The organism is Novipirellula caenicola (assembly GCF_039545035.1).
Classification (GTDB): Bacteria; Planctomycetota; Planctomycetia; order Pirellulales; family Pirellulaceae; genus Novipirellula; species Novipirellula caenicola.
Genome location: NZ_BAABRO010000038.1, coordinates 1 through 13637, shown reverse-complemented (window position 1 = coordinate 13637; position 13637 = coordinate 1). Strand labels below are relative to the sequence as shown.

The 13637-nt window shown below is 55.0% G+C and carries 9 protein-coding genes and 1 tRNA gene; 1 reads left to right on the top strand and 9 read right to left on the bottom strand.

The features are described 5' to 3' along the window. Positions 1 to 124: 124 nt before the first annotated feature. From ABEA92_RS30725 to ABEA92_RS30695, 7 genes are all read right to left on the bottom strand, one after another. Positions 125 to 499, bottom strand: coding sequence for an SMI1/KNR4 family protein (locus ABEA92_RS30725; protein WP_345689606.1), 375 nt, complete (start codon positions 497 to 499; stop codon positions 125 to 127). A 106-nt stretch (positions 500 to 605) separates the two neighbouring features. Continuing rightward, complete coding sequence (locus tag ABEA92_RS30720) at positions 606 to 1073, bottom strand: hypothetical protein (RefSeq protein WP_345689604.1); 468 nt, start codon at positions 1071 to 1073, stop codon at positions 606 to 608. 122 nt (positions 1074 to 1195) lie between these two features. Next, positions 1196 to 1690 (bottom strand): MOSC domain-containing protein, encoded by a 495-nt coding sequence (locus ABEA92_RS30715; RefSeq protein WP_345689602.1) that lies wholly within the window; start codon positions 1688 to 1690, stop codon positions 1196 to 1198. Positions 1691 to 2313: 623 nt separating this feature from the next. Then, positions 2314 to 2658 (bottom strand): hypothetical protein, encoded by a 345-nt coding sequence (locus ABEA92_RS30710; RefSeq protein WP_345689600.1) that lies wholly within the window; start codon positions 2656 to 2658, stop codon positions 2314 to 2316. 804 nt (positions 2659 to 3462) lie between these two features. Continuing rightward, a tRNA-Asn gene (locus tag ABEA92_RS30705) sits at positions 3463 to 3535 on the bottom strand. A 1423-nt stretch (positions 3536 to 4958) separates the two neighbouring features. Beyond that, positions 4959 to 5387, bottom strand: coding sequence for an ATP-binding protein (locus ABEA92_RS30700; RefSeq protein WP_345689598.1), 429 nt, complete (start codon positions 5385 to 5387; stop codon positions 4959 to 4961). Positions 5388 to 6256: 869 nt separating this feature from the next. Continuing rightward, complete coding sequence (locus ABEA92_RS30695) at positions 6257 to 8716, bottom strand: multiheme c-type cytochrome (protein WP_345689596.1); 2460 nt, start codon at positions 8714 to 8716, stop codon at positions 6257 to 6259. 436 nt (positions 8717 to 9152) lie between these two features. Here ABEA92_RS30695 and ABEA92_RS30690 point away from each other — a divergent pair, with 436 nt between their 5' ends. Further along, positions 9153 to 9653 carry a CBS domain-containing protein gene (locus ABEA92_RS30690; RefSeq protein WP_345689594.1) on the top strand — a complete coding sequence of 167 codons (501 nt, stop codon included), beginning with the start codon at positions 9153 to 9155 and terminating at the stop codon, positions 9651 to 9653. A gap of 569 nt (positions 9654 to 10222) precedes the next feature. Here the strand turns inward: ABEA92_RS30690 and ABEA92_RS30685 are convergent. Both ABEA92_RS30685 and ABEA92_RS30680 read right to left on the bottom strand, forming a co-directional pair. Further along, positions 10223 to 10699 (bottom strand): MgtC/SapB family protein, encoded by a 477-nt coding sequence (locus ABEA92_RS30685; RefSeq protein WP_345689592.1) that lies wholly within the window; start codon positions 10697 to 10699, stop codon positions 10223 to 10225. Between the two features lie 1023 nt (positions 10700 to 11722). Continuing rightward, positions 11723 to 13288 (bottom strand): sulfatase, encoded by a 1566-nt coding sequence (locus ABEA92_RS30680; protein ID WP_345689590.1) that lies wholly within the window; start codon positions 13286 to 13288, stop codon positions 11723 to 11725. Positions 13289 to 13637: the final 349 nt, after the last annotated feature.

Below are 13637 nucleotides of genomic sequence, written 5' to 3'. Positions count from 1 at the left end.
AAACCCTTCGTAAATTCTCTGGGTGATCGCTGAATCTTCAAAGCGTTCCACCGGCCTTCTTGAACCAAGGCCTTGAACATCGGCTCCGCTCGTGCCTCGCTCCGCGATGTCAAAGCCTTAATTGTTACCCGCCGTTCTGCTCGACAATCAACTTTGCGACAAACTCATCCAAATTTGACGCGAACGGGTTGCACTCCATTGCTTCGTGATCGGCGAAGCCGACCGAGAACTGAGTGGCGTTTTTGGTCACGACGTAGTAGTCACCACATCCGTTCTCACCAATGATAACGTATTGATCGGGCCATGGTTCACCGCAGTAGCCGTCAGTACGAACGGTACGGTTTGCATCAATGATTAGCGTCGGATCGTCGAACAGTCCAAAGTCTGGTGCTTCCGTGTTCGCGAGCTCAGCCGGGTAGTTGGTGACAACATCTACGTAAGATTTGGGCAGGAAAAAACCAAGAGCGGATTCAATGGTGGCAATGTCGTTAGGTGCCATCGCGATAAGATCTCAGTCGGGTAACGGAAGCGATGTGCGGGCGGCGGGAGTTGACTTGCAAACCGATGAAAGTGGCGACCACCGCCACTCCGTCACCATCGCATGGTTACCCGTCGAGAAGTTGTTCGAGTTGGGACGTGTCATCCCATTCGCATCCTGAGTATGCAAAATCAGAATGTGCTACAGCAAACTGCAAAGCATTCTTGCAGATCACCGCTACACCGTGTTCCCAGTCGATGTCGGAACTGCCAACAAAGATGATGTATGTGTCGGTTGTCGAACGGAGTTGCGGTATTACGGCAGCATAAAACTCGATCCCAAGTTCATCATCGTCCATTTCGTCTGATTCAGTATCACCGAGATACGTCGCGGCATACTTGCGCGCATGATCAGTAAGCAATGGCAAGCCAGTCTTGGCAAGGCGTTCAACAACCGAAACGCATCTCAGCTGAGAATCGGTTGGTGGCGATTGCTCGCCGTCGGTCAACACGCGAATTTGCAATTCGCCAAGCTTTTCACTCTCGATATGCGAGATCCAAGCATCTTCGTCAGAAGACCAAACCAGATTTGCCATGCGTGCGACCTATCCAAAGGAAATACGATTCTTCAATCGGGTAACGTTTGGGTTAACCAAGTTGCCGCCCAAGATTAGCCATTTCTGTAACTTCAGAGCGGCAACTTTGGTTCAACCCTTGGTTACCCGCAATTTTCGGTTTTGGATGGGATGACAGCAAGCGAATCACCGACGGCAATGTCACCGCCAACAACCACTTCGGCGCCTATGCCGCCACAGTAAGCGAAGTATTTTAGCACTTCTTTGCGGCCGAGCAAATATGCGAGGTGAGCGCAGGGCGGAAACGGCTTTGTGCCGCGAAGCACGGCTTGTCCGCACCGAAACGTTTTTCCGATCAGTGAGTCAAGTTTAATGTTTTGCGTAACGATGTTGCGACGCATCATCGAGCCGGTGAAATCCGTGCCGTAGCCAGTGTTAATGGCTTGGATCGCTTCGTATTGAATCAGTGTTACCTGAGCGCCCCAACCGGCGATGTTCGAGTAGTGACCGGTGCCGCTGTAGTACCGGTCCCCGATCAAACCACGGTCAGCTACGGCCGATACTGAATCGACAGCCTCCATCGGTTTGTCCTTAGCGTCCGCGATGTGGAGTTCGAGGATGGTCGGATCGTTCGGCATTCAATTGCAGCGTGATGGTTGGCCATCGTGAGTCGGGTAACGATTGGGATAACGGAGATCGAGGAGTTGACTCACCATTCACAACCGACGACGCCGAGGTCTCCCGTTCATCCAATCGTTCGTCGCTCTTCGGGTGGTGGCCACAATTCGGAGGGCAATTCCCAGACCTTGACCAGCATTACGTCGTAGTCGTCGGGCACAGAGAATGTGAATCCGCCAGCCGGAAGATCAGCATAGCATGGAGCGATCAAATCCCAAACGTATTCGTCGTTCACAAATTTACAACGCCCGAAAAGGACATAAACTCGTCCAGCCCTTGATCTTTCTGGGAACTTAGTGCCACCTGCGTACGAGTTCGGCGAAATGCGGAAATGGTCGTTTGGTTGATGTCGTCGGCGAATAGCGACCGTCGTGAGAGCACCTTCGGTTTCAACATTCCAGCTCTGAACTGGACCGTTGGCGCGTTGCATATCGTCTGGATCTTTGCGATTTACTGGATGAATCCTCGGAGCGACGAACGGTACGCGTCACCGGGTACGCGTGAAAGATCTTCAACTTCAAAACCGCCCGACTCGCGCACTCCGGTGCACTCGATGGTTACCCGCTGTTGGCCACAAACCAGTCTAGCGAGATTCGAACGATTCAACTTCCAAAAATTCAAAAACGCTTGCCCCCGAATCGCTACTATCACTTCGTTGATGTAGGTCAAGGCGGCCAGGACTGATGTCGCCGACATAATCGGTCAAGTATTCTCTTCCTGCAAGCATCATCTCCGTCGTAAAGGTAACGCGCGACCCTTCGAGTTGATATTCGCCCGTCGAAAGCGCGTCATTTGTCTCGATCAATTTCAGTGCGTCTTGAAGGGAATACACTCCGACGGTCAGCGGTAATTCTTGGACTCGGCCATCCGCAAAGAACCGGAAGTAGTTGCGTCCATCCGTGTAAACACCATCAAATTGTAAGCTCACGGGTGTGTTAGACATGTTCTTGTTCGACTCATTCGTTGAGTTACACGAAGGTTGAAAGCAAACCATGACCGCGATCGCGACAATCTTTGGCAAGACGCCAAGAGAATGAAGCTGCCCGTCTTGTTTGTCTCGATTAGTTGTCTTGAACATGTGAATTTCGTTCCTGGCCGGGTAACTATCTTTTTAACCCCGGGTCAGTCGGGTGATATGAGCAAATTCGATCTTATATCACCGGGTGAGTCAAGCGATTTGGGTTATATCACTCGGGAGATCGTTAATCGAGTGATATAGGGTTTTACCACTCGAGAGCAGGCGGGAGCGATTGAAGAACTCGGTCTTGAAATCGAAGGGACAGGCGTCGTCCAGCGTCTCACTCTCTGAGAATGATCGAGTTTGATTCGCCCGCTGACGGATCTCCTGGCAGATCCGTGCAGGGATGACCCCACTCATCGCGGCGATCTCGCACTGGCACTCCCCAGAATCCGTCCGAAATCGGTCTCAAACAGCAGCAGTCTCGAACTCTCTGGTCGCCTTTTCCATCGATACTCTCGCTCGCCCATTTCTGTTAACTAGGGCGAGCATGTTAACTGAGAGAGTCTGAGAGATTTCGTTGTTGGGTTCGGGGTGGCGAGGCGGAAAGCTGCTTTCCGGTTAGGTAACCCGACCGGACAAGAGCGAAAGTAGCGAACCAATCGTGGCAAGAAAGTGCCGAAAACACGGGAATAAACGCAAAAAGGCCGATGCGTATGCATCGGCCTTTGACGTTTAAGGTGGGCAGCAGCATTTGGCTACTGTCCACGAAGGCTCCCCCGACAGGACTCGAACCTGTGACAGGCGGATTAACAGTCCGCTGCTCTACCGACTGAGCTACAGGGGATTCTTTTAAGGATGATTCGTTGCGAATCACTTAGACTTTCTTTCTCGGCAATTCCTTGCCGCCGTCTCCCTTAATTTGCCGAAAATTTACTGAAACTACTCTGCGGTGACAAGGGCGGGGATGCTCACTTTTTTACTCATCCCCGTTTTTTTCATGAACCTGCCCCGCTCCCCGGCATCCACTACCGGTTCGTCGCATTTTATTCATGCAAATGCGGCCTCGCGATCGACGTTTGCGATGATTCGCGGACGTTTCTGTCGATTTCATTCGAACTGTGCCCCCGTGCTTATTGAGCTGAATTCGCCTGGAAAGGTTCGGGATGAGGCGCCGAATCGGGTGAGACCGAGAATCTGTTTGATCCGGAAGGCTCCAGACTTTTGACGAGTTTGTTGTTTTGGCCCTAATGCACATCGCAACGGTGGGCTGTGAAGCACCGGGTGGCGTGTGGGAGCAGGCCGCTGACGCGTCACGGCTCAATAAATCAACAAGCCGTTGACGAGTTTCGCGACGACGGAGGGGTGTTTGGGGCGGTGGCTGCCGAGTGCGCCGACGACAGCCTGGAAGGCTATCCCACTAGGAATGCCGAGACTCTTGACGAGTTTTGTTGTTTTAGCCGAAATGCAAATCGCAACGGTGGGCCGTGAAGCACCGGGTGGCGCGTGGGAGCAGGCCGCTGCCGCGTCACGGCTCAATAAATCAACAAGCCGTTGACGAGTTTCCCGACGACGGAAGGTTGTTTGGGGCGGTGGCTGCCGGGTGCACTGATGACAGCCTGGAAAGCTATCCCACTAGGAAGGCTCGAGACTCTTGTCGAGTTTGTTGTTTTAGCCCAGATGCAAATCGCAACGGTGGGCTGTGACGCACCGTGTGGCGCGTGGGACCCGGCCGCTGACGCGTTACGGCTCAATAAATCAACAAGCCGTTGAGGAGTTTCCCGACGACGGAGGGGTGTTTGGGGCGGTGGCTGCCCAGTGCGCCGACGACAGCCTGGAAGGCTATCCCACTAGGAATGCCGAGACTCTTGACGAGTTTGTTGTTTTAGCCCAAATACAAAACGCAACGGTGGGCCGTGACGCACCGTGTGGCGCGTGGGACCCGGACGCTGACGCGTCACGGCTCAATAAATCAACAAGCCGTTGAGGAGTTTCGCGACGACGAAGGGTTGTTTGGGACGGTCGATGCCGAGTGCGCCGACGACAGCCTGGAAGGCTATCCCACTAGGAAGGCTCGAGACTCTTGACGAGTTTGTTTTTTAGTCCAAATGCAAATCGCAACGGTGTAACGTGCCAAACCGGGTAACGCGTGGGCCCCGGCCGCTGACGCGTCGCGGCTTAGTAAATCAACAAGCCGTTGAGGAGTTTCGCGACGACGGAGGGTTGTTTGGGGCGGTGGATGCCGGGTGCGCCGACGACAGCCTGGAAGGCTATCCCACATCCTTGATCTTGATCATCGTGACTTCGTTGCCAATGTCGTTGTAATGCACCTCGCTCATCACTTCGCTGATCAGCAAGACGCCGCGGCCACCGGGGACCTCCAGCAAGTTGTCTTGGCGTGGGTCGGGGACCTTGTCCGGGTCAAACCCTTCGCCTTGATCGCGGATGCGGATCATCACCCGCTCGTCGCAACACGTCATCTCGACTTCGACCGTTTTGTCACGAGCGTTGCGGTTGCCATGCCGGACCGCGTTGACAATCGCCTCTTCGTACGCCAATTGCACGCGAAAAAGGTCCATCGCCGGCCACTGACGCTGGCCCATCTCTTGAATCAAATCCTCGACCAAGTCGCTGCCAACCCGCGTGTCGCTGGGGATCGTGTGACGTCGTGTCCAGGAAGGAGCGTGGTTAGTGCCCATGACGGATGTCTCTCTTCGCACGTGTTCTAAACTCACGTTTCTCTAGGACGATTGAGGGGTGGAAACTGTAACGCCAATCACCGCAGTTTTTCCAGCCGCACGGGATTTTCCCGTCGAACGAGGTTTCCCAGCCTATGAGCCCCCTGGAATCTGCAATGTCTTATCGACCGTTGCACTGCGAAAAATCCGCAAAATGCGTCGTTCACCACGCAAAAGTCGATCATCTTCACGTTATTGCCCGATGTCTTATGCGATCTGACGTGATTCGTAAACAGCATTCCGCTTTTATCCCCCCTCGAATGTGCGGGCGGACGGTTGCATGCAAAACACGGTGAAGCGACGCGGCCGTCGATCGCTCGTGAGACAAGTTATGGCGTTTCGCCGGTCAATCGCCGCTCAATCGCAGTGTCGCCCCCATAATCGGTTGCGAGTCTTTTGCCGCGAGTTGGCGGTGAGAACCCCTGCGTCCTCATCGCAAATTCATCAAGAACCCACCTTAATTTCAACGATCGATTTTTCAACCAGCAAACGGCGTGCCCGAGATAGGCTATAGAGTTTGAGGAGATCGGCGGGTGAGGGGGGGTGCCTGGGGACGAAAGTCTCGACGGCTTGTTGATTTAATCCGAGTGCAATTTGTACCGGTGAGCCGTGGGCACCTAGGATCGCGTGGGACCCGCCCGCTGACGCGTCGCGGCTCAATAAATCGACAAGCCGTTGACGAGGCCTGCTATGCTCACCTGGGTGTAGCGATACTCGTCAAGAGGTTCGGGTCCTCTCCAACGCTTTGTCCCGCACACCAACGAAACTCTTGGCGAGTTTCGCTACGGGAGAAAGGTGATGTGGGGCGGGGTGGTGACAGGCTGGGAAGCCTATCCCACTTTTCGGCGGCGGTGACGGGTGAGGCCCCAGATGCCTAACAGCGGCAATGCGATGATTCCGATCGCTTGCCCCCAAGCACTCGAGAGCACGATTTTGTTGAGTAGCGCATCATGCTCGCCAGGCGATTTGGGCGTTTGCCCGGTGTACTGCGCAACGTGATGCAACAGACTGACGGCCAACGACGCGGTGGGAATCTCTTTGTGACATGCGATACAAGTTCCTTCGCGACTGATCCGATCAAGCTCCTCTTTGTTGAACGCACGCGATAACTGGAAGTGATGCCCCACCGTGGCAACCTGTTGCCCTTCACGGTCGACAATCTGAGACCAGTCGTGATCGAGATTTTCAATCGCGGCCATCTGTGGTTGCGATTGCTTCGGTAGGATCGTGCCGTCGATCGATTGCAGATCGACCACATGCTGCTCGTTCCACGGACGCGTCGAACCGATCCCCAATCCGAGTGCTTTGTTTGACGCATGACACGATTCGCACGAGCGTGCGTTTTTGGTGATCGTATGCGGCTGAGTCGGACTCATGTCGATCGACAACTGGCCGTCCTCGCCACCCCCTTCACTGTTCGCTTCGGTCTTAAAAATATGGTTCAGCATCAGTGGCTTACCGTCTTGTCCAATAATGGTCACCGAGGTTTGGCAGCCGGGAGCCAGGGGGCTGACGCGGCCTTCGCCGTTGATCCCCAACATCGGTTCTTCCCAGCGTTCGTAGCTGCGACTCTCGCTAACCTTTCCGGGGATGTTCGTCTCAAAGCCCTCTTCGCCTCGATCGGCCCGATGCTCGTCCTCGCCATGCAGACGTCCAGCCGCAACCCAGTCGAACCCTTGTTTGGATTCATTGCACTCAGGGCATTTGTCTTTCTGAGTGAAATCGATTTTGACGTGGCACCCATAACACTGGGGCGTCCAGGATGCATGGCACGAATAACATTCCATCTGCTGCAGATGCGATGCCACGCCTTGCATCGCGACACGCCCCCGCTCGCTGATTTTGTTCTCTTGCATTAACGTCTTCAGCGGCTTCATGCGAATGTCGGCACCGGCGGCGGTATAGACAATGATCTCGTCGCCATCGCGGACGACATTTTCGTAGGGGTTACCGCGCGCGGTCAACAAGAAACCATCACGTTTGTCGACCTGGGCCCCTTGCAGCGTATGCGGCAGCGGAGTGTCGGTCAGTCCGCGTGGTTCGCCCGATGCCGGCACTTCATCGAACTCGTCCATGAACCCGAGAGGCAACTCCCAGGGAAATTGATCGGGCGTGCCGTGGCAATCGGAACATTCGATCTGCACTGCGGCAAGATTCGCTCCGGCAAGAAAACCGTCGCCGTGAACGTCCAGTGAGGTATGGCAATCCTGGCAAGTCATTCCTTTTTGGTAGTGAATGTCCTGCTCCATCGCCAGGTAATGTTTGGTATGCAGCTTGGGTTGGTCGCCGCCGTCTTCGGCATAGGGTGAATGAAAGGGCGTTTCCATCAATCCTTGAAACGAGACGCCGATCCGTTTGCCACGGTCGTGACACGTGGTGCAGGTTTCCACCGGAATGCCGCTGTAGGTTTTGCCGTGAACGGTGACCTTTGCATCGCGAGTGCCTTGAATCGAATGCACCAGCGCATGCCCCGGTTCATCGTGCGGGATCGATGGATCGTCGCCTTCGTAGAGCCCTTCGTTTCCATAGGGAACGTGACACGAGGAACATCCCATGCCGCGAAAATCGCCTCGTTCTTGTCGGCCTTTGACGGCATGATGGCAGCGTTGACATTCTTGGCGAATGTAGGTGAATGCGGCAAGCGATGGGTCTTGTTCCAACCGATCCAGTTCACCCGGCTGTAGCGCGTCAGGAAGCGGCTCGTGACGATCAACGAAAACGTTCGGCTCTTTGTCTTTCAGCACCGCCATGTACTTGCGATAGGCGTCGGTCCCAAGACGCTCGCTGGGGTCGGTGGGATTTTCGACGGCGTAGTTTGCCCATTTGTGTTCGTAACCGGTGAGCGAACCAAACGCCCAGCAGACGCCTTGGATCTTGCCCGCTTCGGTCATCATCAAACTCTGCCATTGGACTCGAACTTGGTCCTCGTGGCATTGGCCACACGTTTCCGCGTTGACCCAGGGGCTGCTCGGTTGCGGGTAGAAATCATCACCGCCATGCGCCTTGGCTTTATCCACTCGCTCGTTCGGATCGCCGTTGTGGCAGACGACACAGCCTGCGGGGTCGCCCAGGGCTTCACCCCGCTGCATGATCTGGTTGAGCATCTCGGAGCCAACTTCGCGGATCGGCTCGATCTCGGCGTGACAGGCCATGCAGCCAGAGGATGCTGCAGATGGAAAGTGGTCCAACAGCCGATCCGCAAAACCGTTTTGGCTGGTCGTCAGAAAAAACAAGCCGACCAAAAACGCCACCGTAGCGATCGGGAACCGAGTCGAGGTGGTAAGTAACATGAAGCAACAATGATCGTGGTGTAGTGATAATGCGTGAGCGGAGAATTATGGCAGATCCACCAGATAGGGGCGCCCCGTTTCATACGATTTCAGAACAGATTCCTCCGATCCAAGCAAGCTTCCGCCATGCGGTAACCCGCAAAAAGCAAATCGATGGCGTTTTGCGGCTTGTGCGTCAGCAAAGTGTATGGTGCGCGGCGCGGCATCAACTGCACCTATGCACAGTGGACCACCAAATGCGTTTACACCGGGGCTGGATTTGCAGTCGAGCAAAGGGTGGCGTCGCATTTGCCGTGTCGCTTTCTCGGCGTACCAGGGGGCTCATTCGATTGAGATGATGCTGAGTGTTTAGCTGCTTGGTATGCCATTCGCCATGTAGTGGTGTTCGAGTTGCTTTTAAACCCAAGAGATCGAAATCGCACAAGGAGCCTCGATTATGAAGACTGAAACCGCCCCCACCGCGCAGGACCTGATGAATCGTGATGTCCGAACGATTCCTCCGGCAATGCATTTAGTCGACATTGTCGCGTTTCTGCAAAGGCACAAGCTGTCCAACGCTCCTGTAACAAAACGCGAAGGCAACCAACAACGATTGTTGGGCTTTGTTTCCGAAGGCGATTGTCTGGAATGCTTGGCAAATGAGCTTTTTTACGGCAACCCAAGTCCGGTACAGACAGCGGAAACGATCATGAAACGGCATCCCACCTGCGTGACGCCGGAGACCGACATTTTCACACTAACCTCAATTTTCATGAGCCATCGCTTCCGCCACTTGCCGGTGGTCGACGGAGCGATCTTGCTGGGGATTGTCAGTCGCCGTGACATTCTCAAATCGCTCGACAAATACTATCGCGAGTGGTCGGACACTCGCGATCATGAACGCTTCCCAGTGGACTTGCACGAGATCATCAATTTACGTTTCCTGGTTGGCAAGTAGCGCGATAAGGGAAGTTCCAGCGAGACAAGGGAGCACACTCACAATGGCGTGACTCGCACACCGTGTGTGCACCATCGCCCGACTCGTTTTCGTGCTTCCATTCTGTTTGCGGGAGGTTTGAATAAATAATTGACCGAGTGCGAGACGTGGAACGGAGAGGATCGGGAAGAGCGGAGATCCGTGGCGTGTCTGAGCGTGTCCACTCAAGAAACACGACACGGGGGCGACGGCTCCAAGCCCCCGGCTGAACTTTGCTCCGGTCATCTTTGCAGACAGCTTTCCACCGACGGACAGGTGCTGGACAAGTCTTTTCCAAACGCCTGTCACAATGTCCGCTCTCACCTCGCCAGAGCAGTGGTATCGAGTCGCCTCGTCTGAGCGCAGCTCGGGTCGAGGCCGAACGGGCGCGTAAGGCCTCGCTCGGGTAAGGATCGACCACGCAACGCAACGAGCAGTGCGTCTCCACTTGCTCGGTCGGCCCTCACCCTCGCATTCGCGGAAGGCTCTGCTGTTACCTCTTCCAAACTGCGTTCGGGAGCGGTGATAGCACGCATGCATCACGCCGGATTTTATTTCAGTAGAGTCACGTCGCTGGTGGGATCGGTATTTTTTTGACCCCGTTTGCGTTGTTTTAACAGACGCGATTCGATCGGTCGCAGCACGACAAGGACGACCAGCGTTAACAGAGTGCTGGTGATCGCTAAGGGGTATTCGTCTAGTCCACACGCCGTTCCTATCGCTGCGGAGAGCCAGATGGTCGAAGCGGTTGTCAATCCAAACACTTCGTGTTTTCGATCGGCTTTCAGGATCGTACCGGCGCCGATAAATCCGACACCGGCTGCAATCCCTTGTACGACGCGGGTCAGATCCACTGGCAATGGGGTGGTCAGATCACGACACGCCAACACGAACATTGCTGAGGCGAGTGAAACCAACATATGGGTGCGGAGTCCGGCGGAGTGACCACTCATTTGACGTTCGATGCCAATCATTCCGCCAAGCAACACTGCGGCAACGGTCGGTAACCACACACTGCTGAAGGTCATCGCGTTCGCCTCGATTGTGATGAGAAAGTGGTCAATGAGTGTTGACGGCGGCGGGGATGCAAACAACTCGCCCACGGACATTAGTATAACCGCGTTGGCCGCTTCGTTTCACGTCGGAAGTCGATGTATCCAAGCGAACGATGAAGGAAGGTCTGCGCTAACAAGGAATCTGTGAACGCAAGATTTACCTTGGTTCGGGTGTCCCAATTTGTTGTTTCCTGGGCATCGTTGCGGCGTGAGCCGTCCGGGTGCGGCGTGATAGAACGTTCGATTTTGACCGGGCGGCTTGCGCCGCTCCGCTAGATAAATCCATCCGCTCGATGCGAAAGTAGGTGGCATTGGGTGCTTGGGACGCTACAATTCTGGTATTGACGACGGATACTGAGCGGTGAAGCTTTTTCTGGCTAAGCTACAGTTGGCTCTCCACCGACGACGGCGACTGCTGATTTATCAGCAAGCGAATAGGCCGGAGGCCGAAACAATGACCGAGAGTGTGTCGCTTGCTGGGCTATGGTTTCCCAACTCCAAAACCTGGTGGCTCACGCCACCGGCAGAGGGTGTGTCGGCCTCCGGCCCGTAGTTGACACAACTAATTCAGCAGTCTTCGAAGTTCGTGGGAGGTGCGACCACGGAACTCCGCTGCATACTGCGTCACCATTGGTGAGTGGCTTGCTCGGTCAGCCCCCTCACCCGAACGTCGCTGAAGGCTCCGTTCGACCTCTCCCCCAACGAAGTTGGTGGAGAGGTGGCAGAACACCATCACAACCAAGAATCATGGCAACCTCAAAGTTTTAGCTGCCCAGCGTCGCCCAGTGCAATTTACTTTGGGTAGCGTTTGTGTCGCGAGCCGTCCGGGTGCAGCGTGTTAGAACGTTCGATTTTGACTGGGCGGCTTGAGACGCTCCGCCAGATAAATCCATCCGGTTGATGCGAAAGTAGGTGGTATGGGGCGTGAGATGGATGGTTCGCGCGGCGGGAAATTGACGCTCTTGGCGCTTTGAAATCGATTGGATGCAATACGCGTTACGAAGATTGGGGACGTTTGGACTTTGGTTGACGCCCCACTTTCTGCTGGCGAGCCGGATCAAAATTGGGATTTGCCGTGGGCATTTGCGCGTTCACGGATTCTCGCCACTTGTGCAGTTTCTCCTTTAGCTCTCGCGTCTTCGTGGGCAGGCTTTCGGACAAGTCATTTTGCTCGCCGATGTCGACAGCGAGATCATACAGTTCGACACGCTCGTCTTCATGGAACTCGATCAAACGATAATTGCCCGAGCGGATGGCACTGTAGGGCGAATCACCGCCAGCGTGGTAATGCGGGTAATGCCAGAACAAGTCGCGATCAAAACGGTGATGTGGGTCGTGTAACAGCGGGACCAAGCTGAGTCCATCGTTTGGTTGTGTTTGACTCACTGCGATCCCAGCAAGTTGCTGGATCGTCGGAAACAGATCCATCGTGATGATCGGCTCATCGCAAACCGATCCGGCCGGCGTTACTCCAGGCCAATAGGCAATCGCGGGAACGCGGACGCCACCTTCGTAGGCGGAACCCTTGCCGCGTCGCAGCGGCAAATTCTCGGTAAAGCCATCGTGTTTTCCGTTACGCTGCGTTAACCCGCCGTTATCGCTGATAAACAGGATCACGGTGTTGTCGGTCAGGTGGCGTTTTTCGAGTTGGGCGACGATGCGGCCAACGCTTTGGTCCAAGCTGGCGACCATCGCGGCGTAGGTTTGATTTTGGTGAATCGCGTCTGGATCGACCTTTGACGTAAAGTAGTCCACCAAGTCGCTGCGGCCCTGGATCGGCGTGTGAGGCACGTGGTAGGCGAAATATAAAAAGAAGGGATCGGATTTTGATTGATCGATAAATTCGCACGCTTTGTCGGTCAAATAGTCGGTCAAGTAGTTTGATTTTGATTCACCGTCGGATGGCGTTTTTAGCAGGTAACCCTTCGCCCCCGGCGGACGCTCGTAGGACACGTCAAACCCTTGGTCGGTCGGCTTTGTCCCGCTGGCTTGTTTACCAATGCCGCTGAGATGCCATTTCCCGACGTGGCCGGTGCGATAACCGCTGCCCTTGAGGACCTCGGCAATGGTTCGCTGTTCGCCATCAAGACGCTTGGTCCACTGCGGTATCTGCAGCTTAGCGAATGGACGATTTTGGCCCGCGATAAAGTCGGTCAAATGCAGCCGCGCTGGATACTTGCCTGTCATGATCGACGCGCGGGTGGGCGAGCAAACGGTGCACGCCGCATAGGCGTTGGTGAATTTCACTCCTCGATCCGCCAGCGAATCTAAATTCGGGGTTTCGTAAAAATCGCTGCCGAAGCATCCCAGCCCGGTCCAGCCGAGATCATCGGCCAATAGCAGGATCACGTTGGGACGGTCGGCGGCCACCGCCGGGGATGGGATCAGCAAGGCAAGTGACAGGCCTACAAAGGTGACAAGAAGTTTGAACATCAATCGTCTCGCTGATAGATAACGGTTTTGGTAGCAAGTTGGAGTCGCCAGCATCACGATCTGCTGAGCAGTTGCGCGGTCGCCATTGTACCCCAATGCGGGGTTTTCGAAGTCGAATGTTTTTGACAACCCAGAGGGTCAGGGAGAGAAGACTGGATTGATGTGCTCCCTTGCTGACGCGTCGGGTTGGGATTTAACGGGCCGAGATGCTGTCGTGAGCGGACGAGTCAGATGCTTTCACCCCAACACCGTGAAGGTTTGTCTGGTAGCGACCTTCGCCTGAAGGTGTGATTCGTATTTACGCGGCAACCATCCACGCTCTGGCGAGCGCAGCTACAAAAAAAGCAAACCTCCACGCTCTGGCGAGTCCTCATTCCGCTTCGCGGCACCCTAAATAATGAAAACGGCGGTTAGTGTATAATTTACGATGGCTGACGTGTGAGTTGGGTCGCAGATCGTGCTCCACTGGCGTCTAGAG

Excerpts from the sequence above, each read along its gene's own strand:
- ABEA92_RS30690 (WP_345689594.1), top strand. The coding sequence starts at position 9,153 with ATGAAGACTGAAACCGCCCCCACCGCGCAGGACCTGATGAATCGTGAT.
- ABEA92_RS30685 (WP_345689592.1), bottom strand. The coding sequence starts at position 10,699 with ATGACCTTCAGCAGTGTGTGGTTACCGACCGTTGCCGCAGTGTTGCTT.
- ABEA92_RS30715 (WP_345689602.1), bottom strand. The coding sequence starts at position 1,690 with ATGCCGAACGATCCGACCATCCTCGAACTCCACATCGCGGACGCTAAG.
- ABEA92_RS30720 (WP_345689604.1), bottom strand. The coding sequence starts at position 1,073 with ATGGCAAATCTGGTTTGGTCTTCTGACGAAGATGCTTGGATCTCGCAT.
- ABEA92_RS30725 (WP_345689606.1), bottom strand. The coding sequence starts at position 499 with ATGGCACCTAACGACATTGCCACCATTGAATCCGCTCTTGGTTTTTTC.
- ABEA92_RS30695 (WP_345689596.1), bottom strand. The coding sequence starts at position 8,716 with ATGTTACTTACCACCTCGACTCGGTTCCCGATCGCTACGGTGGCGTTT.
- ABEA92_RS30700 (WP_345689598.1), bottom strand. The coding sequence starts at position 5,387 with ATGGGCACTAACCACGCTCCTTCCTGGACACGACGTCACACGATCCCC.